This is a genomic window from Actinoplanes sp. ATCC 53533, from assembly GCF_003947245.1.
On sequence record NZ_QHHV01000124.1, the window covers coordinates 1 to 22256 of the forward strand.

At 73.3% G+C, this 22256-nt stretch carries 23 protein-coding genes and 1 pseudogene; 11 read left to right on the top strand and 13 right to left on the bottom strand.

All coding sequences use genetic code 11. The annotated features are described in order from the left end of the window. On the top strand, positions 1 to 726 hold a 726-nt coding region (locus DMB66_RS35185; protein WP_370319798.1), incomplete at its 5' end, for a DUF6596 domain-containing protein. 64 nt (positions 727 to 790) lie between these two features. Here DMB66_RS35185 and DMB66_RS35190 read toward each other — a convergent pair. Further along, a complete protein-coding gene (locus tag DMB66_RS35190) occupies positions 791 to 1150 on the bottom strand; it encodes a YciI family protein (RefSeq protein WP_125808446.1) in 360 nt (119 codons plus the stop codon). Between the two features lie 171 nt (positions 1151 to 1321). Between DMB66_RS35190 and DMB66_RS35195 the strand changes: the two genes are divergently transcribed. Next, positions 1322 to 1684 carry a metalloregulator ArsR/SmtB family transcription factor gene (locus DMB66_RS35195; protein WP_125808447.1) on the top strand — a complete coding sequence of 121 codons (363 nt, stop codon included), beginning with the start codon at positions 1322 to 1324 and terminating at the stop codon, positions 1682 to 1684. Further along, a complete protein-coding gene (locus DMB66_RS35200; protein WP_125808448.1) occupies positions 1681 to 2160 on the top strand; it encodes an SRPBCC family protein in 480 nt (159 codons plus the stop codon). Before DMB66_RS35195 ends, DMB66_RS35200 begins: the two co-directional genes overlap by 4 nt. A gap of 24 nt (positions 2161 to 2184) precedes the next feature. Here the strand turns inward: DMB66_RS35200 and DMB66_RS35205 are convergent, their stop codons facing one another. Then, complete coding sequence (locus DMB66_RS35205) at positions 2185 to 2832, bottom strand: TetR/AcrR family transcriptional regulator (protein WP_233625060.1); 648 nt, start codon at positions 2830 to 2832, stop codon at positions 2185 to 2187. Positions 2833 to 2888: 56 nt separating this feature from the next. Here DMB66_RS35205 and DMB66_RS35210 point away from each other — a divergent pair, with 56 nt between their 5' ends. From DMB66_RS35210 to DMB66_RS35220, 3 genes are read left to right on the top strand one after another with little or no spacing between them, the layout of a single operon-like run. Beyond that, positions 2889 to 3182: a hypothetical protein gene (locus DMB66_RS35210; protein ID WP_125808450.1), complete on the top strand. Its 294-nt coding sequence runs from the start codon at positions 2889 to 2891 to the stop codon at positions 3180 to 3182. Then, complete coding sequence (locus tag DMB66_RS35215; protein ID WP_125808451.1) at positions 3182 to 4027, top strand: trans-aconitate 2-methyltransferase; 846 nt, start codon at positions 3182 to 3184, stop codon at positions 4025 to 4027. Before DMB66_RS35210 ends, DMB66_RS35215 begins: the two co-directional genes overlap by 1 nt. 57 nt (positions 4028 to 4084) lie before the next feature. Beyond that, entirely contained in the window at positions 4085 to 4480 is a 396-nt protein-coding gene (locus DMB66_RS35220) for a cobalamin biosynthesis protein (protein WP_199752807.1), read from the top strand. A 113-nt stretch (positions 4481 to 4593) separates the two neighbouring features. Here the strand turns inward: DMB66_RS35220 and DMB66_RS35225 are convergent, their stop codons facing one another. Beyond that, positions 4594 to 5508, bottom strand: coding sequence for a Nif3-like dinuclear metal center hexameric protein (locus DMB66_RS35225; protein ID WP_158647477.1), 915 nt, complete (start codon positions 5506 to 5508; stop codon positions 4594 to 4596). 121 nt (positions 5509 to 5629) lie between these two features. Here DMB66_RS35225 and DMB66_RS62905 point away from each other — a divergent pair. Beyond that, positions 5630 to 5779: pseudogene (locus DMB66_RS62905) on the top strand (helix-turn-helix domain-containing protein); the annotation flags it as partial. A 141-nt stretch (positions 5780 to 5920) separates the two neighbouring features. Here DMB66_RS62905 and DMB66_RS62910 read toward each other — a convergent pair. Beyond that, positions 5921 to 6646 (bottom strand): peptidylprolyl isomerase, encoded by a 726-nt coding sequence (locus DMB66_RS62910; RefSeq protein WP_199752808.1) that lies wholly within the window; start codon positions 6644 to 6646, stop codon positions 5921 to 5923. Between the two features lie 54 nt (positions 6647 to 6700). Beyond that, on the bottom strand, positions 6701 to 8176 hold the full coding sequence (locus DMB66_RS35235) for a glutamate--cysteine ligase (RefSeq protein WP_125808476.1): 1476 nt from the start codon (positions 8174 to 8176) through the stop codon (positions 6701 to 6703). Positions 8177 to 8267: 91 nt separating this feature from the next. Here DMB66_RS35235 and DMB66_RS35240 point away from each other — a divergent pair, with 91 nt between their 5' ends. Next, complete coding sequence (locus DMB66_RS35240) at positions 8268 to 8591, top strand: DUF3817 domain-containing protein (protein ID WP_125808454.1); 324 nt, start codon at positions 8268 to 8270, stop codon at positions 8589 to 8591. On the opposite strand, the gene DMB66_RS35245 is transcribed toward DMB66_RS35240, so the two are convergent. Next, a complete protein-coding gene (locus DMB66_RS35245; protein ID WP_125808477.1) occupies positions 8557 to 9402 on the bottom strand; it encodes an alpha/beta fold hydrolase in 846 nt (281 codons plus the stop codon). The two genes, DMB66_RS35240 and DMB66_RS35245, sit on opposite strands and share 35 nt — an antisense overlap. An 82-nt stretch (positions 9403 to 9484) precedes the next feature. Here DMB66_RS35245 and DMB66_RS35250 point away from each other — a divergent pair, with 82 nt between their 5' ends. After that, positions 9485 to 10765 carry an SGNH/GDSL hydrolase family protein gene (locus DMB66_RS35250; RefSeq protein ID WP_199752809.1) on the top strand — a complete coding sequence of 427 codons (1281 nt, stop codon included), beginning with the start codon at positions 9485 to 9487 and terminating at the stop codon, positions 10763 to 10765. A gap of 21 nt (positions 10766 to 10786) precedes the next feature. Here the strand turns inward: DMB66_RS35250 and DMB66_RS35255 are convergent, their stop codons facing one another. Further along, on the bottom strand, positions 10787 to 11326 hold the full coding sequence (locus DMB66_RS35255) for a hypothetical protein (protein WP_125808455.1): 540 nt from the start codon (positions 11324 to 11326) through the stop codon (positions 10787 to 10789). A 1513-nt stretch (positions 11327 to 12839) separates the two neighbouring features. On the opposite strand from DMB66_RS35255, the gene DMB66_RS35260 reads away from it, so the two are divergent. After that, the gene (locus DMB66_RS35260; protein ID WP_125808456.1) at positions 12840 to 14246 is read left to right on the top strand and encodes a hypothetical protein; all 1407 of its coding nucleotides are present in this window, start codon (positions 12840 to 12842) and stop codon (positions 14244 to 14246) included. A 131-nt stretch (positions 14247 to 14377) separates the two neighbouring features. Next, on the top strand, positions 14378 to 15517 hold the full coding sequence (locus DMB66_RS35265; protein WP_125808457.1) for a SigB/SigF/SigG family RNA polymerase sigma factor: 1140 nt from the start codon (positions 14378 to 14380) through the stop codon (positions 15515 to 15517). Here the strand turns inward: DMB66_RS35265 and DMB66_RS35270 are convergent. The 6 genes from DMB66_RS35270 to DMB66_RS35295 all read right to left on the bottom strand — a co-directional run bounded on the left by DMB66_RS35270 (position 15514) and on the right by DMB66_RS35295 (position 22197). Next, entirely contained in the window at positions 15514 to 16224 is a 711-nt protein-coding gene (locus DMB66_RS35270) for an ATP-binding protein (protein ID WP_233625061.1), read from the bottom strand. The two genes, DMB66_RS35265 and DMB66_RS35270, sit on opposite strands and share 4 nt — an antisense overlap. Positions 16225 to 16298: 74 nt before the next feature. Continuing rightward, entirely contained in the window at positions 16299 to 18161 is a 1863-nt protein-coding gene (locus tag DMB66_RS35275; protein ID WP_125808459.1) for a CheR family methyltransferase, read from the bottom strand. A 33-nt stretch (positions 18162 to 18194) separates the two neighbouring features. Further along, on the bottom strand, positions 18195 to 19247 hold the full coding sequence (locus DMB66_RS35280) for a chemotaxis protein CheB (protein WP_125808460.1): 1053 nt from the start codon (positions 19245 to 19247) through the stop codon (positions 18195 to 18197). Beyond that, positions 19244 to 19984: an ATP-binding protein gene (locus DMB66_RS35285; RefSeq protein WP_125808461.1), complete on the bottom strand. Its 741-nt coding sequence runs from the start codon at positions 19982 to 19984 to the stop codon at positions 19244 to 19246. The genes DMB66_RS35280 and DMB66_RS35285 overlap by 4 nt, the downstream gene beginning before the upstream one ends. 78 nt (positions 19985 to 20062) lie before the next feature. Then, complete coding sequence (locus tag DMB66_RS35290) at positions 20063 to 21199, bottom strand: glycosyltransferase (RefSeq protein WP_125808462.1); 1137 nt, start codon at positions 21197 to 21199, stop codon at positions 20063 to 20065. After that, on the bottom strand, positions 21196 to 22197 hold the full coding sequence (locus DMB66_RS35295) for a glucosyl-3-phosphoglycerate synthase (protein ID WP_233625062.1): 1002 nt from the start codon (positions 22195 to 22197) through the stop codon (positions 21196 to 21198). The genes DMB66_RS35290 and DMB66_RS35295 overlap by 4 nt, the downstream gene beginning before the upstream one ends. Positions 22198 to 22256: the final 59 nt, after the last annotated feature.

Below are 22256 nucleotides of genomic sequence, written 5' to 3' on the forward strand. Positions count from 1 at the left end.
GAGGTGCCCCGGCCGCATGAGTACGCCGACCGGCTGCCGGCTGTCCTCGCGGTGATCTATCTGGTGTTCAACGAGGGGTACCTGGCCAGCGGCCGGTCCGGCCAGCGGCGCGAACTGGCCCGCGAGGGGGTCGAGTTGGCCCGCCAGCTGGCCGCGCTGCTGCCCCGGGAGCCGGAGGCCGCAGGTTTGGCCGCGTTGCTGGAGCTGCACCACGCCCGCGCCGCCGCCCGGTTCGACTCGTGGGGCCGCATCGTGCTGCTCGAACAGCAGGACCGGCGGCTGTGGGACAGGGCGGCGATCGGACAGGCGGCGGTGCGGCTGCGGGACGCGGTGCGTCAGGGCCGGCCCGGGCCGTACCAGTTGCAGGCCGGCATCGCCGCGCTGCACGCCCTGGCCGCCTCGTCCGAGGCCACCGACTGGGCCGACGTGCGGGCCCTGTACGACCGGCTGTCCGCGTTGGACCCATCCCCGGTGGTGTTGCTCAACCGGGCGGTGGCCACGCGGTTCGCGGTGGGCCCGGCCCCGGCGCTGGCTGAGGTCGACGCGCTCGGGGACCGGCTCGCCGATTACCACCTGTGGCATGCCGCCCGGGCCGACCTGCTGGCCACGCTCGACCGTACGGCCGAGGCGCTGGCAGCGGCGGAGCGGGCCCTGGAGCTGGCGGCGAACCCGGCCGAACGGGAATTGATGTCGCGCCGGGTGGGTGAGCTGAGGCGCCGGCGGTGAGGCCGGCGCCCAGGTCGCGGGTCCCAGCGCCGCCCACTGCCGCTGCCGGACCTCGGTCGCGTCGCTATTCGCGGCTCAGCACCGGACGGACCTCCACGGCGCTCATCCCGGCGGCGAGGGGCCAGGTGGCCGCGATCCGCGCGGCCTCGTCGATGTCGTCACACTCCAGCATGACGATCGCGCCGATGACCTCCTTGAGCTCCAGGTAAGGCCCGTCGGTGAGCACCGGCTGGCCGTCCGTGCCGGCGCGCACTGTCTTCGCCTTGTTCCGGGGCTCCAGCTCGGCGCCGCCGTCGGCGATCTTGCCGGCCGGCTGCCACCGCTCGAACCACGCGTAGACCTGCTTCATCACGTCCTGCTCGTCGGTCGGGGACAACGCGGTCCATTCGCGGTCATCGCCGCAGATCAGCATCGCGTACCTCATCGTCGCTCCTCGTGGTTGGGGGATACGTCGTCCGGGTGACGAATGGCGGGTACCGGTTCTCGACAGGTTCCGCCGAATTTTCCGCCGGATGTTCCGGGGCCGTGATCGACGAGGCGGTGCTGCGCGGGCCGATCCTTGCGGGAAGCGTAACCTGTTGGTTACGCTTCCGGCGTGGACGAGGTGGCGGGTGCGATCGCCGATCCGGTGCGGCGGGAGATCCTGTTGATGCTGCGCGACGAACCCCTTTCGGCCGGTCAGATCGCCGACCGGTTCGTGATCAGCCGGCCGGCGATCAGCCGTCACCTGCGCGTGCTGCGCGAGGCCGGCCTGGTGCGCGACGTGGCCGACGGGCGCCGGCGGGTCTACACACTGGCCACCGCGCCGCTCGACGAGCTGGCCGGCTGGCTGGGCCGGCTGATGCGCCCCTCCGGCTGGCAGCACCGCCTGGACGCACTGGAGACCGAGGTCTACCGCACCCGCCGCGAGCGGCAAACGACCGTCGAGCGGCACCCATCCCAGAAGGAGACCGCATGAGCCCGACACCCACCGGCCGACTGTTCGGCGACGACCTCGTGCTGACCCGCACCTTCCGCGCTCCCCTGACCGACGTCTGGGCGAGCCTCACGGACCCGGCGCGCACGGCACGCTGGTTCGGGCCGTGGCAGGGCGACGCGGCGCCGGGGCGCCAGATCAAGGTCCAGATGGTGAACGAGGAGGGCGAGCCCTGGGTGGACATGACCATCGACGCTTGCGAGCCGCCGCGCCGGCTGGCGGTCTCCTCCGTGGACGAGCACGGCAGCTGGCACCTGGACCTGGTGCTGGCCGAGACCGCGGGCGTGACCGAGCTGCGATTCACCCAGCACCTGACCGGCACGGAGAACGTCGGCGACGTCGGACCGGGCTGGGAGTACTACCTCGACGCGCTGGTGGCCGCGCGCGATGGCCAGCCGAAGCCGAACTTCGACGACTACTACCCCGCGATGAAGGAGCACTACGAGTCTCAGCGATAGCGACGCGTCAAACCCCGAAGATCCTCACGCGGGGGAAGTCGTGAGGATCGCGCCGGCGACGGTGTCGACGTACCACTGCTGGAACTGCTCGCTCGTCCAGCCGCGCTCGCGGACCAGCCGGTCGTAGTTGCGGACGTCCTGGGCCAGCCAGAGCACGTCGGCGACCCGCTCCGGCTCCAGATCGTCGCGCAGCTCGCCGGTGCCGGCCAGGTCCGCGGCGAACATCGTCATGCCGCGCTGACGGTCCTCGAGGTTCTTGCGCCAGACGGCCGCGGCGTCGGCATCGGCGGTGGCGGCCCCGGCCAGGGCCAGCATCACCTGCGCCTGACGCTGGTGGGTCTCGGCGAGGTGCCGGGCGAAGCGGGCGAGGCGCTCCCGGGCTCCCGGAAGGGCGCGGATCTCGGCGACGAACGCCCGGTCCGGCAGGGCCACCGGCGCGTCGTCGCCGGCGATCGTCACGTCGACCAGTTCCGAGAGCAGTTGCCGCTTGCTGCCGAAGACGGCATAGAGCGTCTGGACCGCCACCCCGGCCTCGGCCGCCACGGTGGTGAGCCGGGTCGCCGCGTATCCGGGGTCGACGAACAACCTGGCCGCCGCGTCCAGGATGGCCCGGCGGGTCTGCCGGGCCTGCTCCTGTCGCCGAGTTGACGTGTAGGTCCTGCCGCCGCTCACCGGTTCAGTGTAATAATCTATTGGATAGAGCTTAACTCTAATGAAAGGTCGTTCTCATGCCGTTCGGTGTGGTGCAGGAGATGCCGGGAGTCAGTGAGTCCGAATACCGCCAGGTGGAGAAGCACCTCGGCCCGGATCGGCCGCCGGGCCTGCTGGCACACGTCGCCGGCCCCACCGAGCAGGGCTGGCGGATCATCAACATCTGGGCCGACGAGGCGGCGTTCCGCACGTTCCAGTCGCAGCGGCTCGTCCGCGCGGCGGGCCTGGCCGCCCAGGAGGACGGGTTCGACCCGGCCAAGGCCGCCCGGTTCAGCTCGCTGAGCGTCGACGGCGCCGAGATGCCGTTCTGATGGCCGGCGTCGCCGAGTCGCGGGCCCGCAACGCCGACTTCTGGGACCGGGCCGCGCCCGGCTGGATCCGGCACGCGGAGCGGCAGGACGCGCTCGGCCGCCCGCTGGGCGCGGCGGCGATCGACCGGCTGCGGGTCGGGCCCGGCGAACGGGTGCTGGACGTGGGCTGCGGCTGCGGCGGCACGACGGCTGAGCTGGCGGCGGCGGTCGGGCCCACGGGTGTCGCGGTGGGGGTCGACCTGTCCGAGGCGATGGTGGCCGCCGCCCGGCTGCGGTTTCCGGGGCCGCGGTTCGTCACGGGCGACATCGAGACCATGGGCGTCGTGCCGGGAGCGCCGTTCGACGCCGCGTTCTCCCGGATGACGATGATGCTGCTGGCGGATCCGGTCGCGGGCCTCACGACGATCGCGCGGTCGCTGCACCCGGGCGGCCGGCTCGCCGCGACGGTCTTCCGGGACGCGGGTGCCGTGCCCTGGCTCTCCGCCGCCGTGCTCGGCGCCGCGCCGCACGTGGGGCACCTGCCGCCGCTGCCGCTCGGCGACGAGCCCGGTCCGTTCGCCTTCGCGGACCCGGCGCGGATCACCCGCGTCCTGACGGCCGCGGGCTTCGGCGACGTGCTGGTCGAGCCGGAGGACGTCACGCTGGACACCCCGGACACCCCGGAAGCGGTCGCCGAGTGGCTGATCGAGGTCGGTCCGGCCGGCGCCGCCTACCGCGCCGCCGAGGCCGGGGCGCGGGCGTCGGCCAGGTCGGGCGCCGCGCGGCTGCTCGCCCCGTTCCGGATCCCCGGCGCCGGCTACCGCCTGCCGACCGGGCTCTGGCTGGTGACCGCCGAGCTGGACTGACCCGCCCGGGACAACCCGCCCTACCCGCGCGAGAGCCGCTGAGCGTACGGTCCGGAAATGACCGCGACGGGCAGGGCGATGCTGGGCCTCGGGGCCCGGGCCGGCGTACCCGAAGCGGAGCTGGCGGCGGCGATCGACGCCGCGCTGCGGGTCGCGGGTCTGGCGGCCGCCGAGATCGTCGGGCTCGCCACGCTGGACCGGCGGGCCGCCGAGGCCGGGGTCCGCGCCGTGGCCGGGCGATTCGGCTGGCCGGTCCTGGCGTTCGAGGCCGCGCGGCTTGCCGAGGTGGAGGTGCCGAATCCCGCCGCGACCGTGGCCGCCGCGGCCGGCACCCCGAGCGTCGCGGAGGCTGCCGCGCTGCTGGCCGCCGGGCCCGGAGCCGTGCTGATTCTCGCCAAGCGGGTCTTTCCCCGATCCACCGTCGCGATCGCCCGGCCGGCTGCGACCGCCTGACTCCACGTCGCGATCGCTCGGCAGGCTGCGACCGCCTGACTCCGCCTCGCGATCGCTCGGCAGGCTGCGACCGCCTGACTCCACCTCGCGATCGCCCGGCAGGCCGGGAGCGGTTAGCGCCACCACCGCGGCTCGTCGAGCAGGAGCGGGGACAGGCCGTGCCGCGCGGCGAGCCAGCGGGTGAGCTGGGTGCGCAGCACGAGCTGTTCGCTGGCGGCGTGGGAGACGCCGACCAGCGTCATCGTCGTGCGGTCGGCGAAATCCCGTACGTCGGCGTGCTTGCGGCGGCCGTACTCGCCCTCGATCCGGACGTGGATCTCGCCGGTCAGCCAGGCCTGCGCGCCGAGTTCCTCGGCGGCGGTCATCTCGCTGACCCGGTCGCCGATGCCGCCGACGACGGCGATCCGCTCGATCACCGCCCGCTGCGGCCCGGCGACCTCCACGAGGTCCACCTTGAAGATCCGCCGCGCCGCGCCGACCAGCTCCGCGCTCGACAGCGGCGGCACCCGGCAGAGCAGACCGGCGAACCCGTTCCCGTACGGCCAGAAGCGCCCGCAGACGGTGCCGCCGAGCGCCTCCACGATCGCGGCGGCCGTGCCCACCTCCAGGGACGTGTCCATGGGGGCGTGGACGGCGTACACGCTGAGCCCACGCCCGGTGATCGCGGCCAGGTGCCGGCTGCCGATCGGCACGAAGCCCTCGGCCCAGCGCCCGTCCGGGTGCCCGTTGCGGACGTCGATCGGGTGATGGGTGATCAGCAGGTCGCCGGGGCGGGCGAGGGCCAGCCACTGTTCGAGGATCTCCGTGGACGGGAAGCAGGCGGCGAAGACCTGGCCGACCTCGTCGCGCCCGCGGATCATCAGCCCGTTGAACCTCGTGGCGAACTCGGGCGTTGCCCAGCGCCGCCAGTCGACACCGGCCTCGGCGTAGACCCGCGGGACGTGCCGGCTCATGGCGATGTCGGGTGCGGCGGTGGCCAGCTCGAACAGCCGGTCCAGGTCGTCGACGAGGAGCTGCAACTGCGCCATGGCAGTGACGGTAGCCCGAAGGCTCGCCACGGGGTGCCGGCTCGGTGGCGCCCACCCGATCGGCGGCCCACGCCTAGAATGGGTCTCGGCCACGAGGTTCGCCATGACGGGAGGGGCCGCGATGTCGCTGCTGCGGTCGGCCATCGGCATCGTGCTGCGGCGGTTGCGGCACCAGCAGGGACGCACGCTGCAGGACGTCGCGGAGGCCGCCGGGGTCTCGCTGCCCTATCTGTCGGAGATCGAGCGCGGCCGCAAGGAGGCCTCCTCCGAGATCCTGGCCGCCATCTGCGGTGCGCTCGGCGTGGCGCTGACCGAGCTGCTCGATCAGGTGCTGGCCGAGCTGCTGCGCACCAGCCCGCCGACCGCCCCGGTGCGGGCCCCCCGGATGCGGGTGACCTGCGCCGGGGGCTGCTCAGCGGCCGAGCGTGGCCTTGCGGATCTCGGTGCGCCGGGCGGGCGGCCCGTCCAGCGGCGCGGGGTTCTCCGGCGTCGGGGTCACACCGCCGGCGGCGACCCGGTCCAGGGTGCGCAGGCCGGCCGGTGCCACGCCGCCGAAGATCGTGTAGTTCGGGCGCAGCGCGGAGTTGCCGTAGACCAGGAAGAACTGGCTGCCGTTGGTGTCCGGGCCGGCGTTGGCCATGGCCAGCACGCCGCGGGCGTACACCTTGCGCTCGCCGGTCGGGTCGGTCGGCGCCGGCGGCAGGCCGGTGGGCAGTTCATCGCCGTAGCGGTAGCCGGGGCCGCCCTCGCCGGTCCCGCTCGGGTCTCCGCACTGCAGCACTAGCAGCGTCGGGTAGGTCGTCAGCCGATGGCAGATGGTCCGGTCGTAGAAGCGGTGCCGGGTCAGGTGCACGAAGCTCTGCACCGTGCACGGCGCCTGGGCCCGGTCCAGTCTCAGCGGGATCGGCCCGAGGTTGGTCCGCAGCAGCACGTCGACCGTGCCGCGGGCCGGGGTGTGCCGGGGATCGCGCGGCAGCGGCACCGGCCGCACGGCGGGATCGTCCGGCGTGGGCGTGTAGGCACAGGGCCCCTTGGTCGGCGCGGTCGGATCGGTGCCGTGCGCCTCGGCGGGTGCGGCGCCGACCGCACCGGCAGCCAGCATCGAGACCAGGACGAACGCCAGACGTCGCTTCCTCATGCCTCCGGTCTAATCGATCTCCTTGGATACGTCAACCGGTGGCGCCGCTGATCGTCACGACACCGGCCATTCGTGGACGGGGATGTTCTCGTGCATCGGCGGCAGGTAGCGGCGCAGCATCTCGTGCAGCGCGGCCTGCCTGTCCAGCCCCTCGCCCTCCAGCGCGTGCAGCGTCTCCACCTGCCAGGTCGAGCCGTTGCGGCCGGTCAGGCAGCGTTGCTCGATGATGCCGAGCAGCCTGTCCCGCTCGCGGGCCGACACGCCCCACTTGTCCAGTCCTTCGCGGGCGAGCGGCAGCAGCCGCCGCAGCACCAGCTCGGACACCGGCACATAGCCCAGCCCCGGCCAGAACACCGACGCCGCGATGCCGTGCCGGGCGCAGGAGTGGAAATTCTCCTCGGCGGCGCTGAAGCTCATCTGCGTCCAGATCGGACGCTCGGCCTCGGCCAGCATCCGGACCAGGCCGTAGTAGAACGCGCCGTTGGCCACGGTGTCGACGACCGTCGGCCCGGCCGGCAGCACCCGGTTTTCCACGCGCAGGTGCGGGCGGCCCTTGACCACCGCGTAGATCGGGCGGTTCCAGCGATACACCGTGCCGTTGTGCAGGCGCAGCTCGCTGAGCTCCGGGGTGTCGCCGCTCTGCAGGATCTGTTCCGGGTCGTGCTCGTCACAGATCGGCAGCAGCGCGGGGAAGTAGCGGACGTTCTCCTCGAACAGGTCGAAGACCGAGGTGATCCAGCGCTCGCCGAACCACACCCTGGGGCGTACGCCCTGGGCCCGGATCTCCTCCGAGCGGGTGTCGGTGGCCTGCTCGAAGAGCGGGATCCGGGTCTCGCGCCACAGCTCGCGGCCGAACAGCAGCGGTGAGTTCGCCCCGAGCGCCACCTGGACGCCCGCGATCACCTGGGCCGCGTTCCAGTACGCCGCGAACTCGTCCGGGCTGACCTGCAGGTGGAACTGGGTGCTGGTGCAGGCCGCCTCGGGGGCGATGGTGTCGGTGGTGACGGCCAGCCGGTCGATGCCGTCGATCCGGATGTCGAGATCCTCGCCGCGGGCCGCGAAGATCTGCTCGTTGAGCAGCTTGTACCGCGGGTTGGCCGACAGCGAGTCGGCGGTCATGTGCTCCCTGCGCAGCGTCGGCAGGATGCCGATCATCACCATGTGCGCACCCGCGCCGCGGGCGTGCTGCTCGGCGTTGTTCAGGCTGGCCCGCAGCTCGCGTTCCAGGTCCGCGTTCTCGTCGCCGGCGATCCGCCGCGGCGCCACGTTGATCTCGACGTTGAACTGGCCGAGCTCGGTCTGGAAATCCGGGTCGGCGATGGCGCGGAGCACCTCGGCGTTGCGCATCGCCGGGTCGGCGTTGTCGTCGACCAGGTTGAGCTCGATCTCCATGCCGGTCAGCGGCCGTTCGAAGTCGAAGCGCGACTCGCGCAGCATCGCCGCGAAGACATCGAGACTGCGCCTGATCTTCTGTCGGTACTGCGATCTGTCCTCGCGGGTGAATGTCCTCTGGTCGACCTCTTCGCCCACCGCGCACCGCCCCTCTGCCAGCATCTATGATCCCGTGGACAGCCCGTCGGCGCATCAGAAAGTTCGCGCCGGACAACCCGGAGGTTTCCGCGTGCGCCGCATACCTGCCCTTTTCGCCGCGGTCGCGATCGCGGAGGCGTGCAGTTGGGCGGCATTGTTGATCGGCATGTTCTTCAAGTACGGGCCGGTGGGCGATGAGATCGGCGTGCGGATCGCGGGCCCGGTCCACGGCGGGCTCTTCATGGCCTTCCTGGCCGTCACCGTCCTGCAGGCGCGGGCGGCCCGCTGGCGGTGGTGGGTGACGCTGGTGGCCCTGGCGTGCTCGATCCCGCCGTTCGCGACCCTGGCCTTCGAGCGCTGGGCCCGCTCGCGCGGCCTGCTCACCGCCGCAGCAGAGCCAGCAACGCAGTCGTGAGCGCCTGAGGGTTCTCCTCGGCCAGGTGATGGCCGCTCTCGATCGGCACGCCCCGCACGTCGCCGGCCCAGTCCCGCCAGATCGCCAGCGGATCCCCGTAGAGCTCGACCATGTCGTCGCGGGTCGACCAGGCGAACAGCGTCGGGCAGCCGATCCGCCGGCCCGCAGCCCGGTCCGCGTCGTCGGCGGCCCGGTCAGCGCGCAGGCCCGCCCGGTAGTCGCAGCACATCGCGTGCACGGTCGCCGGGTCGTAGATCGCCGCGCGTTCCTCCGGCGGCACGGCGTCGCCGAGGCCGTACCAGGCGTGCGGGTCGGCGTTGATGAGGGCTTCCGCCGGCTTCGCCGTCTGGCCGAGGAAGAACCAGTGCCACCACAGCGCGGCGAAACGGCCGTCGGCCCGGGCCAGGGCTTCGCCGATGGGTACGCCGTCGAGCACGGCCAGGTGGCTCACGGCGTCCGGATGGTCCAGGGCCAGCCGCATCGCCACGTAGCAGCCCCGGTCGTGCCCGGCGACGGCGAACCGTGCGTGCCCGAGCTTCGCCATCAGTGCCACGATGTCCAGCGCCATGGCCCGTTTGCTGTAACCGGCGAAGTCGTCACCGGCGGGCGGCTTCGACGACAGGCCGTAGCCGCGCAGGTCGGGGCAGACCACCGTGTGCCGCGCGGCGAGCGCCGGTGCGACGTGCCGCCAGGTGACATGGGTACGGGGATGACCGTGCAGCAGGACGATTGGCGGGCCGCTGCCGCCGTGCCGTACCCGCAGCCGTGCCGCACCGACATCGATGTGCTCCAGGGAGAAACCGTCGAACATGCCGGTGGCCTTACCCACCCTTTACAACGATGATGCCGCGCCCTAAGACTGTGATGATTGTCTATGAATACAGGAGGCTACGGTGCGCGGAATCTCCCGGGTCATCGCGGTATCGGCGCTGCTCGTGGCGGGGCTCGGGGTGCCGGCCTCGGCGCAGGGGCCCGCCGCGACGCACCATCCCGGGCCCGGCTGGAGCACCGCATGGGCGACCGCGCCCGCCGCCGCGGTCGCCGGCGTCGAGCAGGGCTACCCGGGCTACACGATCCGCAACGTCGTGCACACCACGATCGGCGGGGCGACCGTCCGGGTGCACCTGTCCAACCGCTTCGGCACCCGGCCGGTGCTGATGGGGCACGTCACCGTCGCACTCTCCGCGCACACCGGCGGGCGCCGTGACGGCACCATCGACCGCAGCGACGGTACGGTCCAGGCCGGCACCCTGCGCGAGGTGCTGTTCAACGGGCGGGCCTCGGTGACCATCCCGGCGCGCGCCGAGGTGGTCAGCGACCCGGTGCCGCTGCGCGTCGGCGCCGACCGGGACCTGCTGGTCACGACGTGGACGCCGCGGCCGTCCGGCACGGTCACCTACCACCCGTCGGCGATGCAGGACTCGTTCTTCAGCCGGGGCCCGGCCGACCACGCCGGCGACGAGGCCGCCGCGGCGTTCACCGAGACCACCCGGGTCTGGCACTACGTCAGCGGGGTCGACGTCCGGGGCGGGCCGGGCACCGTGGTCGCGCTCGGCGACTCGATCACCGACGGCGTCACCTCCACCTGGGGCGCGAACCGGCGCTGGACCGACTACCTGGCGGCCCGGCTGGCCGGCAGCCCGGTGCCGGACTACGGCGTGGCCAACTCCGGCATCAGCGGCAACCGCATCCTGCTCGACAGCAACGCGCCCAACTACACCATCTACAGTTCCTTCGGCCCCAGCGCGCTGACCCGGCTCGGCTACGACGTGCTGGAGCGCGCCGGCGCCCGCTCGGTCATCGTCTTCGAGGGCGTCAACGACATCCAGCAGGAGCCGCACCAGGACGACCCGGAAGAGATCATCGCCGGCCTCGCCCAGGTCGCCGCGCAGGCGCACGGCCGCGGGCTGCGGGTGGTCGGCGCGACCATCATGGCCTGGAAGGGCTGGCGTTCCTGGACCCCGGAACTGGAGAAGACCCGGGCCGCGGTGAACGAGTGGATCCGCGACGGCGGCGACGGCACCCTGGACGGCCTCGCCGACTTCGACGCGGCCACCCGGGACCCGGCCGATCCGGAGCGGCTCCGGCCCGCGTTCGACAGCGGCGACCACCTGCACCCGAACGACGCCGGGGACAAGGCGATGGCCGCGGTCGTCCCGCTGGGCCGGCTGTAGGGTCCCGCGAGACCCCGGGGCTCAGCTGATCCAGGCCGCCGCGAGGAAGGTGGCGACCGTCAGCCCGACGACGGCCTGGAGCAGCAGCCCGGGGCCGAGGTGCGACCAGAGGGTCGGTATCCGCGGGGTCAGCGGCTGCAGCGTGGTCAGGTTGAGCACCTGCTCCAGCTTCACCGCCAGATCCGGGTCCTTCTGCACCCGGGTACGCACCTGCACGAGGTCGCCGCGGTGCAGCGCCGACTGGGGGAGTTGCCCGTGCATCTCCACCTCGTAGGTCTGTCCCAGGTCGTCGCGCAGCCGGACCGGGGTCACCAGATACTCGGGACCCTTCTTGAGATCCTTGAACTTGCGCCGCGCGCCCCCGCCGCCGCTGCGCAGCACGGCGAGGAGCAGCGCGCCGATCGCCTGGGCGATCGCGGCCGTGACGAACACGGCGACCAGGAAGGGCTGCCCGACCTTGACCTCGCGGGTGTAGGACGGTCGGAAGCCGAGGAACCGGCCGGTGATGACGGGACCGGCGTGCCGGAGGATCCGCTCGCGGTAGAGCTCGGTGTCGTCCATGGGGGATATCTCCTGGGGTGGGGAGATGGGGATGCCTCAATGGTACGGAGAGCTATCAGATAGGCACAGTGAGTGAATTTCGGGTTCACGATGGCACCACCGCGGCCCGAACCTCGCCGACCCGCATATCGCCGCCAGCGGTCGCGACCTTGACGCGTGACGGAGCCGAGCACGCCCGCCGCGATCAGGCGTGTCCGCCGTCCGTCTACCGATTGCGCGAAACGGTCACGGCGCCGTCCCGGACACGGTGAACTTGTGCTGAACGCCTGTCGCGGGCGATCTACGGGGGTGGGACGGCATGGCGCTGACCGGCACGAACTATGTGAATCCAGACAGTGTGCTCGCGCGGACGGCGTGGGAGATGGTGCGGACCCACGCAGGCGGCCTCGGACCGCACGCGGGCATGACCGTCTGCCCGGTCTGCGGCGAACCCCTGCCCTGCGCGGCGGGCCGCGCCGCCGCCGAGGTCGTGGCCGCCGCGGGCCTGGCCGAGTCGTCAGGTTTGATCGAAGCGGCCCGGGAAGGACGCGGCACGCCGAACCGGGATCCGGCATCGCCGCTCGGCCTGCCCGCTCCCGCTGCGGACCTCTCGCAGCGGCCACCCGAGTTCACGTCGCCGGAGTCCGCGTCCGCTTCATTCGCGCCGCCGGCCGAGTCGCTTCCGGAGCCGGCCTACCTCGCGGGCCCGCAGACCGTGGCGTCGTCGCTCGATATCCCCCGCGAGCAGTCCGGCTTGGCGCATCAGTCCGGCGAGGGGCGGCCCGGGATCATCCCGCCGGGCCCGGCACCGTCCAATGTGGCCTCGGCTGACCTCGCACCGTCGGGCCCGGCTCCGACCGGCCCGGCCGTTTCCGGTACGCCCGTGTTCGGCTCGGTTCCGATCGGTCCGCCGGTTTCCGGTGCGTCCGCGTTTGGCTCGGCGCCGTCCGGCCCGCCGGTTTCCGGTGCGCCTGGGTTCGGTTCCGCTCCGTCCGGATCGGGCGCGCTCAGCTCGCCGCCGCCCGGGCTGACGCCGCCCGGTCCCGGCGCGTTCGCTCCCGCTTCGCCTGTCAAGCCGTCGTTCGCCCAACCTTCATCTGATCAGCCACCTTCTGTTGCGCCTTCGTTCGGCAATTCCTCACTCGGACAGCCGTCCGCCGGCGAGGCGGAATCCGCTCGGCATCCGCTCGACCACGGCCAGCATCCCGGCGACCTGAGTGCCGCCCTCTCGGATGTCGCCCGCCCGGATGCCGCCCGCCCGGATGCCGCCCGCCCGGATGCCGCCCGCCCGGATGCCGCCCGCCCGGATGCCGCCCGCCCGGATGCCGTGCGCTCGGAGGATTCCCGCCCGGAGGAAGCCCGCCCGGAGGAAACCCGTCAGGATGCCACCCGGCTGGACGCCACCCGTCAGGATGTCGCCGGTTGGGAAGCGGGCCGTCAGGGGGCAAACATCGAAAGGCCGTCCGAGCAGCCTTCGGGGTATCCGGACGCGGGGCGACCCACCGCAACGGCTGCCGAGCCCCAGCGACCCCAGGTGGCACCGGACGTGGACCCGCTGTTGCTCGGGCCGCCGCTGTTCGCCCAGCAGAACCGCCCGCTGGACGCACCTCGCTTCACCCCGTCGGCGCGTGTTCCGGACGCGACACGACCTCAGCAGAACGCCCCCTCGCCGAACGGCACAGCATTTCAGCAACCCATCCCGAACACAGCACAGCAGCCGGAGAGCACCCACCAGCCCGGCCCTGCCTCCCAGTCGAACCCGTCCCAGCAGCCTGGCATGGCCGGGCAGCCCGGCACGGTCCAATCCCCTGGCGCGGTCCAGCGCGGAGGAGCGGGCACAACGGACAGCGCCCCGCTCACCGGCCGAACCGGAGAGCCCGGCGGCGCATTCCAGCCGGGCCAGGCCGTGGCCCAGCCGAGCCAGATCGACCGCCCCGGCCCGGTGCCACAAGCAGACGAGACCTGGCGGTCCGGCGTCGACGACCAGCACGCCCGCCCGGCCCAGCCGAACCGGCCGGCGCCGGCCCAGAACCCGCCGAGCGTCGCCGGCGACCCCCGGCCTACCGGCCCGGCGAGCGGCCCGCCCGAGGACTTCGGCCAGCAGCACCCCGCCACCACCGACCTTGGCCGGCAGGGCGGTTGGGTCGCGAGCCCCGAGCAGCAGAGCAACGTGGCGGCGGCCCTGAGCCAGCAGGGTGACCAGTTCGCGGGCCACGATGGCCCAACCGCGGGCCCCGGCGGACCAGCCGATCCAGGAATCCAGTCCCGGCAGTTCGCCCGGCCGCCGCTCGAACCACCACAGATGGGCCAGCTCAACCGCCCGATCGACGTCTCGGCCAAGCCCTCACCGGCAGCGAACCAGCTCCCGCCGACAGCGAGCCCGGGTCACGGGGGTCAGCAGCCACCCACCGCACAGAACCCGACCGCAGGCGGCCCCGAAACCCAGCGCCCCACCCTCCAGCCGCCGGTCGGTCAGCCGCCGGTCGGTCAATCGTTCACCGCGCCCGCTGGCCAGCCGTTCACCGCGCACCGAGGCCAGCCGCCGGCCGGCAGCCTGTTCCCCCCGCCCCCGGCGACCCCGCACCACACCAGCCCACCGGAAGCCGGAGCCCCGCCGGCCCCGTACCCGCCCCAGCCGGCCCAGCCGGCCCAGCCGTTCACCCGGCCACCCCTGGAACCACCGCAGATGGGCCAGCTCAACCGTCCCCTGCCGTCCACAGAGGCCGCCGACTCGCCGTCGGGTCTGCCCGCCCGGGCCGGCGCGCTGCCGCCACCGGCGTCCTGGCCGCCGGCCCAGGCCCCGGCCACCCCGGCCATTCCGGGCATCGCCGGGCCCGAGGACGCACCCAGTGGCCTGCCGCCCCGACCGCAGCAGCAACAACAACAGCCGACGTGGGCCGACCCGAACGCGGAGCGGGAGCGGGGACAGCACAACGGCTGACGGATAACAGCCTCAAACCATCGATACCAGCAAATTGTTTCAGCTCGATTCGGTGCGGGCAGTAACGTCGTACGTACCAACGGCGCCGGGCCGTTCCGGCGCCGCGTCAGTTCGCGTGTTCTGGGGGATCCATGCCTGGTCACGGCCGTGGACAGTTGTTCGGCGAGCGGACGTTCGAGGATCTCGACCCGGTCGCCACCGACTTCGCGGCACGCTTCGTGCGGGCCGGCGCCGCCGAGCGGGCCGAGTTGCGCGAGGAGCTCGTCTCGCTCTGCCTGCCGTTCGCCGGCCGGGTGGCCCGCCGCTACCGCGGCCGCGGCGAGGCCTTTGAGGATCTCGAGCAGGTGGCCCGGCTCGGGCTGGTCAAGGCCATCGATCGGTACGACCCGCTGCGGGGCTCCTTCACGGCGTACGCGGTCGTCACGATCTCCGGTGAGATCAAGCGGCACTTCCGCGACCGGACCTGGGGTGTGCACGTCCCCCGGCGGATGCAGGACCTGAGCCTCGAGGTCATGCACGCCGTCATGGCGCTGACCGCCGAGCTCGCCCACCGGCCCACCGCCGCGGAGCTGGCCGCGCACCTGCACTTGCCGGAGTCCGTGGTGCTGGAGGCGCTGGAGTCCGCGGCCTGCTACTCGCCGGCCTCGCTCAACGCCCCGGCCGAGCCGGACGGTTCGACCGAGTTCGGTGAGCAGCTCGGCGGCGCCGACCTGGAGCTGGAGGCGGTGGATGACAAGGTCACCGTGGCCGGGCTGCTGTCGCGGCTGCCGGACCGGGAGCGCCAGATGCTGGCGATGCGGTTCTACGGCAACCGCACCCAGGCGGAGATCGCCGAGGCGCTGGGCATCTCGCAGATGCACGTGTCGCGGCTGCTCAGCCGGGCGCTGGGGTGGCTGCGCGAGGCGATGCTCAGCGACGCGCTGCCGCGCTGGGAGGGCGCCAACGGGCCCGAGACCCACAGCATCCGGATCACGGTCGCGCACGCGGAGGGCGTTCTCGTGGTGCGGGTCCAGGGCGAGGTCGACCGTGACACGGCCGGCCGGCTGCGGATGAGCCTGCGGCACGCCGTCTCCGTCGCGGGCGGTGACCGGGTGGTGGTCGATCTGGCGGCCGTACCCCTGGTGGACGCCGCCGGTGTCGCGGCGCTGGTCGATGCCGCGTCCGCGGCCGCGGTGGCGGAGGCCGAGCTGGCGCTGACCGGGGCCCAGCCGCACGTGGCGGGCATTCTCAAGGTCTCCGGTCTGGAGCCGTTGCTGGCCGGGGGCCGTTAGGCGAAGCGCAGCGACGCCCAGACGACCTTGCCGTCCTGGGTGGGCAGCCAGCCCCAGGAGTTCGCCGTCGCCTTCACGAGCAGCAACCCGCGGCCGCGGGCTGTGCCGGCACCCGCCAGGGTGCGCGGCACCGGCTCGCCGGCCGCGCCGTCGCGGACGGCGATCTGCAGATAGCGCGGCCGCAGGGTCACCCGCAGGGTCATCATGGTGTGCGCGTGGTCGACGACGTTGCTGACCAACTCGCTGGCGATCAGGCTGGCGGGGGCGAGCAGCTCGGGCAGGCCCCAGCGCACGCACGCGTCGGTCGCCACGTTGCGGGCCTGCCGGGCGGCGCCGGCGATGGGCAGCAGTTCGTCGCTGAGCATGGGCAGCGTGTGCCGTTCGAGCTGGGCCTGGGCGCGGGCCGCGTCGACGGTGGCGAACACCGGCAGGGAACGGTAGGTCGCGCTGCGCAGCTGCGTGCCGGTGAACGGCTCGGGGGCGCAGAGCAGCAGCGGAATGCCGGGCCAGCGGGCCGCCTGACGCCGGACGGCCCGGAAGACGGCCAGCGCGAGCGGGTCGGACAACGTCATCCGGGAGAGATCGATCAGCAGCGCCTCGGGCTGCTCGGCCAGGCACTTGAGCAGCATTACCCGCAGGTCGGCGACCTCGCCCAGCCCGAGGTCGCCGGAGAGGGCGGCGATCAGCCGGCGATCATCGTCATGCACTGTGCAGCCGACCGGCACGACTCCCGACCTCCGTCCTGGCCTCGGAAGGCTTCGAATACCCGGCGTGTCCGCGATCAAACGGGATCGGCCGCCGCGTCCAGCGCCGCGTCCGCCTCCATGACGATGATGGCGCCGCCGTGGTCCGGGCCGGCGCCCTGTGCGGCGAGCGGCGTGGCGGCCACCCGTACGGTGATCGCCCGGCCCCGCCGGTTGACCGCCTCGACGGCCATCTCGGCCGCGCGGCCCTGCTCGCCCAGCGCGCCCCGCAGCAGCGGGCGGAGCCGCTCGAACGGCAGTCCGATGTCGAGATTGAGGAAATGCTGGCCGACCGCCTCGTGCGAGCGCACCCCCCAGAGCTCCTCGGCGCGCCCGCTCCACACCCGGATCCGCAGGTCGTGGTCGACGACGACGACACCGGCCCGCAGCCCGGCCAGCACGGTCTCCAGGAAGGTGTTGGCGTCGTCGAGCTGGGCGGTGCTGATCCGGAGCTGGTCGTTGATGTTCTGCAGCTCCTCGTTGGTGGACTGGAGCTCCTCGTTCATCGTCTCCAGCTCCTCGTTGGTGGATTGCAGCTCCTCGTTGGTGGTCTCCAGCTCCTCCACCGTCGACTGGAGCTCCTCGTTGGTCGTCTCCAGTTCCTCGTTGGTGGACTGCAGCTCCTCGTAGGCGGCCTCGAGCTGCTGGTGGGCCTGCTCGAGATCGTCCCGCAGCCGGCGGGCCGCGGTGACGTCGTGGAAGACGACGTTGACCCCGAGCAGGCTGCCGCCCGAGGTGGTCAGCGGATTGAACTCGATCTCGAGGTGGATGGCCTCGCCGGCGCGCAGATATTCGACGTCGCCGACCCGCAGGGCGCGGCGCTCGACCTGGGCCTGCTCGACGTAGCGGCGCAGCTCCACCGGGCGGTAGGACAGATCCAGGTCGCGGAACGGCCGGCCGATGTCGCGCGCCGAGACCCCGAACAGGGTCTCCAGCCGGGTGTTGGCCAGCGCGACCATCCCCTCGGCGGTGATGGTCAGCTGGGCGACCGGGCCGGCCGCGAACGCCTCGGTGCGCAGTTGATCCAGGCCGGCGGGCGGCCCGGCGGTCGGCAGGGCCTCGGCGAACACCGCGCCGTTCTGGTGGGCGGCGCGGGGCACCCGGCGGAAGATCCGCCGCTTGAGGTCCACCGGGGCGAAGATGGTGCCGTGGCTGAGCAGCATCTCGGCCTTGCCCAGCAGCAGGATGCCGCTGTCGGCGAGGGCGAAGTGGAAGCGGGACAGAATCCTGGTCTGGGTCTCCGCGTTGAAGTACATCAGGGTGTTGCGGCAGGCGAGCAGGTCGATGCGGGAGATCGGCGCGTCCTGCACCAGGTCGTTGCGCCCGAAGATGACCGAGCGCCGCAGGTCCTTGCGGAAGGTGAACCGGTCGCCGGACCGCTCGAAGTACTTCTCCGTCAGGTCGGCCGGGACCGCCCGCAGGGCCTGCTCGTCGTAGGCGGCCTGGCGCGCCTCGGCGAGCTGCTCCTCGTCGACGTCGGTGGCGTAGATCTTCACCCGGTCGCGGAACGCGTTGATGCCGAGCTGCTCGGCCAGCAGAATCGCGAGCGTGTAGGCCTCCTCGCCCGAGGCGCAGCCGGCGGACCAGATCCGGATCGGCACCTCCGGCGGCCGGGACTCCAGCAGCGGCGGGAGGATCTCAGCGCGCAGGTGCTCCCAGGCGTCGGGGTCGCGGAAGAAGCCGGTGACGTTGATCAGGATGGTGTTGAACAGGGCGGTGAACTCGTCCGGGTGGACCTGGAGGTGATCCAGGTAGTCCAGGTAGCCGGCGCCGCCGATCTGGCCGATGCGGCGGTCGACCCGGCGCATCAGGCTGGACCGCTTGTAACCGGTGAAGTCGAAACCCCGGGACTCCTTGAGGTAGATCAGCAGCGCCTCGAAGTCCGGGTCGGTGGGAATCATGCTCGCCTTCCGTCACGTGGTCGCGCGGCGACGCTACCGCACGTCGGACGGCAGTTCGTCCGGATGATCGCCGGTCTGTGCCGTGTCGGGGTCGCGCTGCGGCAGGGAACCGAGCCGCGCGATCAGCCGGCGGATCGTCGCGCCGGCCGCGTCGGCGTCCGCGGCGATGGTGTCGAAGCGGGCGCCGGTGCCGGCTCGCCGGTGGGTGCCGCCGGCGGCCATCCGGCGGCTCAGCTCGGATTTCTCCTCCAGCGCCCGCAGCGCCATCCAGAGCGCGCCCTCCAGGGCGATGGCCTGCTCGTCCAGCAGGCTCTCCGGCGACCAGGCGTGGCCCACCCGGCACCGATAGCGGGGCATCGTGGTGTCGTTGATCTGGAACAGCCCGCCGCCGCACGCGGGGCAGCCGAAGCCGGCCGGTGGGGCGGACCCGCCGGTGGTGACCGGGGTGAGGTCGGAGATCGCCACCTCCGTGTCGAGCAACTCGTCCACGGGCAGCCTCAAATCGGCGGGCAGGGCCGCCGCCGTCAGCTCCGCGATGAGGGCGCCCAGCTTGGCGGCGGGCGCGACGTGCTCGGTGGGCGTCTGCGTGAGCGCCGCGAGGGGCATCGACGGATAGAGCGCGTCGGCCGGATCCTGCACCACCGCCGTCCCGCCGCGCGCCACGATGCTGGCCAGCCCGGCGGCACCGTCGTCGCGGGAGCCCGACAGCACCACGCCGATGCCGCGTGGACCGGCGGCGCGGGCGACGGAGCGGAACAGCGGGTCGATCGCCGGCCGGTGCCCGTTCTCGGCGGGGCCGTGCGACAGGCGCAGGCGCTTGTCCAGCAGCAGCAGGTGGTGATCGCTGGGGGCGACGTACACGCGGCCGGGGCGCGCCGGCTCGCCGTCGACGGCGCCGGCCGCGGGCAGCGGGCCGCTGCGGCTCAGGATCGTGGGCAGGGCGCTGGTGGCATCGCGGGGCAGGTGCAGGACGATGAGGACCGAGCCGGGGAAGTCGGGCGGCAATCCCGCCACGAGCGCACGCAGTGCCTCCACGCCGCCGGCCGAGGCGCCGACCGCGATCACGTCCCGGTGCCGGGCAGTCACACTGCCACTCCCGCCGTCAGATGGGTCCACACCACCTTACCGTCGGAGACCGGCAGGACCCCCCACGCGTCGGTCAGTTCCCGGACCAGTTGCAGGCCACGACCGCCGGCGTCGCCGAGACCCGGCTCCCGGGGCCGCGGCAGCAGCCGGCTGCCGTCCCGTACGGTCAGGGACACCCGTCCGTCGCGCAGCCCGACGGTGAACTCCATCGTCGTGTGCGCGTGCCGGACCACGTTGGCCACCAGCTCGGTGGCGACCAGGGCGGCGGTGCCGGCGATCTCGCCACGGTGCCAGGCGGCGCAGGCCTGGGTCACCAGCTGGCGCACCTGCCGGCAGGCGTCCGGCACCGGCCGCAGCCGGACCCGGATCCGCCGGGGCTCGGGCTCGTCGGAGGTGCGGGCCAGCGCCTCGGCGCAGGTCGGCGCGGTGCTCACCGAGGCGCAGTCCGGCCAGGCGGCGAGGGTCCGGGCCGTCGCGGGCCGGGCGCCGCAGAGCACGATGGGTACGGCCGGCCACTCGGCGGTCCGGCACACCACCGAGCCCAGGACGTCCAGCGCCGTGGGGTCGCTGATCGCGAGCGCGGACACGTCGATGAGCAGCGCCTCGGGCTGCGCGGACAGCGCCAGCCCGACCGCGTGATCGAGCGCCGCGGATGTCAGGGCGTCCAGCACGCCGCTGGCTCGGAGCACCCCCACGGGGAGGCGCTGCTCCGGCCGGCAGACCAGCTGGCTCGTCATCCGCCCCTCCTACCGACGCGACCGTGCGTCCGTCGCGTCGTCGGGGCTCAGTGCCCCCGAATCGGCGGGGCAAACCCTTCAAACCGTGACAGCCGCCCCGTCCCGTACCCGTTCGTAGAGCCCGAGGTACTGCGCGGCCATCACCGCGGGAGTGAACCGGCGGGCGGCCTCCTCCCGGCAGGCCGCCTCGGCGATCGTGCCGGCGGCGGCCACCAGCTCGCCGAGTTCCTTCTCGTCGGAGGTGAGTAGCCCGGTCCGGCCGTGCTCGATCAGCTCGGGCAGGCAGCCCCGGGCGATGCCGATCACCGGGGTGCCCAGCGCGAGGGACTCGACCACCGCCGTGCCGCCCGGCTCCTCCCAGCGCAGCGGGAAAAGCGCGGCCCGGGCGCGCGCGACGAGGCCGTCGCGGTCCGGACCGGTCACCGTGCCGGCCCAGCGGACCCGGTCGCCGTCGACGTGCGGGGCGACCCGCTCCCGCCAGAACCGGACATCGGGATTCTGCGCCGCCGCCGGCCCGGCGGCGGCGAGATCCCCGGGACGGTGGTACGGCCCCACGGGCCCGGCCAGCACCAGGTCGAAGCCGGCCCGGTGGGCGAGCTCGGCCGCCAGGTCCTGGCCCTTGCCGGGGGTGATCCGGCCCAAGACCACCGCGTATCCGCTCTTGTCCACCGGTACGCGCAGGTCGGCCCCGTCCGCCAGCGGCGTCGCGAGGTGCACGTGGCCGACGGCGTGCGCCCGCAGCGCGGCGGGGGCGTGGGTGAGCTGGTTCGCCGAGACGCCGTTGACCCGGACCCGGTCGCCGCCGTCGAAGCCGCCGTACAGCTCGGGGTGCTTGGCCAGGTCCCAGTGCAGGGTGTGCAGCCCGGGCGGGGCGTGCCGGCCGAGCGCGGCGAGGGCGGCGAGCCCGGCCGCCTCGACGTGGTCGTGCACGAGATCGATGTCGCCGGCGTCCAGCCGGCGCCGCACCGCCTGCAGGTGCGCGGGCACGACCCCGCACACCTGGTTGTACGGCCGCTGCAGCAGCTCGAAGCGCCCGGTGTCGAAGACGGACACCCGCTCGTCCACCGCCAGCGTGCTCTCGGCGACGGTGGCCAGGACCACCTCGACGCCGAGCCGGCGCAGCTCGGGCACCAGGGTGGCGATGACGTTCTCGATCCCGCCGTAGCCCAGCGGCGGCACGGGGAGCCACGGCCCCGCGTTCATCAGGACCTTCATGCCGCCGGCACCGACGCGAGCGCCACCGTGTTCAGTGGGGGCCGTTCGGCCACGGCCACGTCGCTGAGCACGATCTCCCGGTCCAGGTGCGCCACGGCGTCGGCGCCGCCGCGGCGGAACTGGGTGAGCAGCGTGGACGGCGGCAGCGCCGAGGAGGCCAGGCCGCGCCGGTGCAGCCGGGACCACGCCGTCACCATGATCTGCGCCGACATCCGGCCCAGCGCCTCGGTGCCCTGGTGGCGGTGCAGCCGCTCGCCGAGGTCGACCTGGGCGAGCGCGTCCAGGCCCACCAGGTCGAGCAGGTCGATCAGCATCGCGATCTCGACGCCGTAGCCGGAGACGAAGGGAATCCGCTCGAGGGTGCGGCGGCGGCCCGCGTACTCGCCGGCCAGCGGCTGGACCACCCCCGCCAGGTCCGGCCAGAACAGGTTGAGCAGCGGGCGGGCGGCGAGTTCGGTGACCCGGCCGCCGCCGTCGGTCTCGACGCCGGCCGTGCCGACCAGCGGGCGGTGGTAGAAGCCCTTGACGAACTCGACCGACGGGTCGGTGAGCAGCGGCCCGAGCAGGCCGGTGACGAAGTGCGGCGAGAACTCGCGCAGGTCGCCGTCGACGAAGGCGACCACGTCGCCGGTGCTGGCGGCCAGCCCGGCCCAGAGGGCGTCGCCCTTGCCCTCCATCCGGGGCAGGCCGCGGGTCACGTCGTCCTGGTGCACGACCCGCGCGCCCGCCGCCCGCGCGACGATGCCGGTGGCGTCGGTCGACCGCGAGTCCACGACGACGATCTCGTCCACCAGCGGCACCTCCCCGGCCAGGTGCTCGCGGATGGTGGTGACGATCGCGCCGACCGTGGCCTCCTCGTCGCGCGCCGGGATCACGACGCTGACCCGGGTGCCCTTCTTGGCCCGGACCAGCTGGCGAGCCGTCCACTGTGTGGCGTTTCCGCTGCGGTAGGCCGCCCACGCCTCGACGATCGGCGACGCAGTCGGTGCAACGTCCATGTGCGAATGCCGCATTGACACATCCCCCAGTTCACGCTCGACATCGACGGCGGGGGGAT

Coding starts and splice junctions, on each gene's coding strand:
- DMB66_RS35190 (WP_125808446.1), bottom strand. CDS start 1,150: ATGAGGTACGCGATGCTGATCTGCGGCGATGACCGCGAATGGACCGCG.
- DMB66_RS35200 (WP_125808448.1), top strand. CDS start 1,681: ATGAGCCCGACACCCACCGGCCGACTGTTCGGCGACGACCTCGTGCTG.
- DMB66_RS35210 (WP_125808450.1), top strand. CDS start 2,889: ATGCCGTTCGGTGTGGTGCAGGAGATGCCGGGAGTCAGTGAGTCCGAA.
- DMB66_RS35215 (WP_125808451.1), top strand. CDS start 3,182: ATGGCCGGCGTCGCCGAGTCGCGGGCCCGCAACGCCGACTTCTGGGAC.
- DMB66_RS35220 (WP_199752807.1), top strand. CDS start 4,085: ATGACCGCGACGGGCAGGGCGATGCTGGGCCTCGGGGCCCGGGCCGGC.
- DMB66_RS35225 (WP_158647477.1), bottom strand. CDS start 5,508: ATGGCGCAGTTGCAGCTCCTCGTCGACGACCTGGACCGGCTGTTCGAG.
- DMB66_RS62910 (WP_199752808.1), bottom strand. CDS start 6,646: ATGAGGAAGCGACGTCTGGCGTTCGTCCTGGTCTCGATGCTGGCTGCC.
- DMB66_RS35245 (WP_125808477.1), bottom strand. CDS start 9,402: ATGTTCGACGGTTTCTCCCTGGAGCACATCGATGTCGGTGCGGCACGG.
- DMB66_RS35255 (WP_125808455.1), bottom strand. CDS start 11,326: ATGGACGACACCGAGCTCTACCGCGAGCGGATCCTCCGGCACGCCGGT.
- DMB66_RS35265 (WP_125808457.1), top strand. CDS start 14,378: ATGCCTGGTCACGGCCGTGGACAGTTGTTCGGCGAGCGGACGTTCGAG.
- DMB66_RS35275 (WP_125808459.1), bottom strand. CDS start 18,161: ATGATTCCCACCGACCCGGACTTCGAGGCGCTGCTGATCTACCTCAAG.
- DMB66_RS35285 (WP_125808461.1), bottom strand. CDS start 19,984: ATGACGAGCCAGCTGGTCTGCCGGCCGGAGCAGCGCCTCCCCGTGGGG.
- DMB66_RS35290 (WP_125808462.1), bottom strand. CDS start 21,199: ATGAAGGTCCTGATGAACGCGGGGCCGTGGCTCCCCGTGCCGCCGCTG.
- DMB66_RS35295 (WP_233625062.1), bottom strand. CDS start 22,197: ATGGACGTTGCACCGACTGCGTCGCCGATCGTCGAGGCGTGGGCGGCC.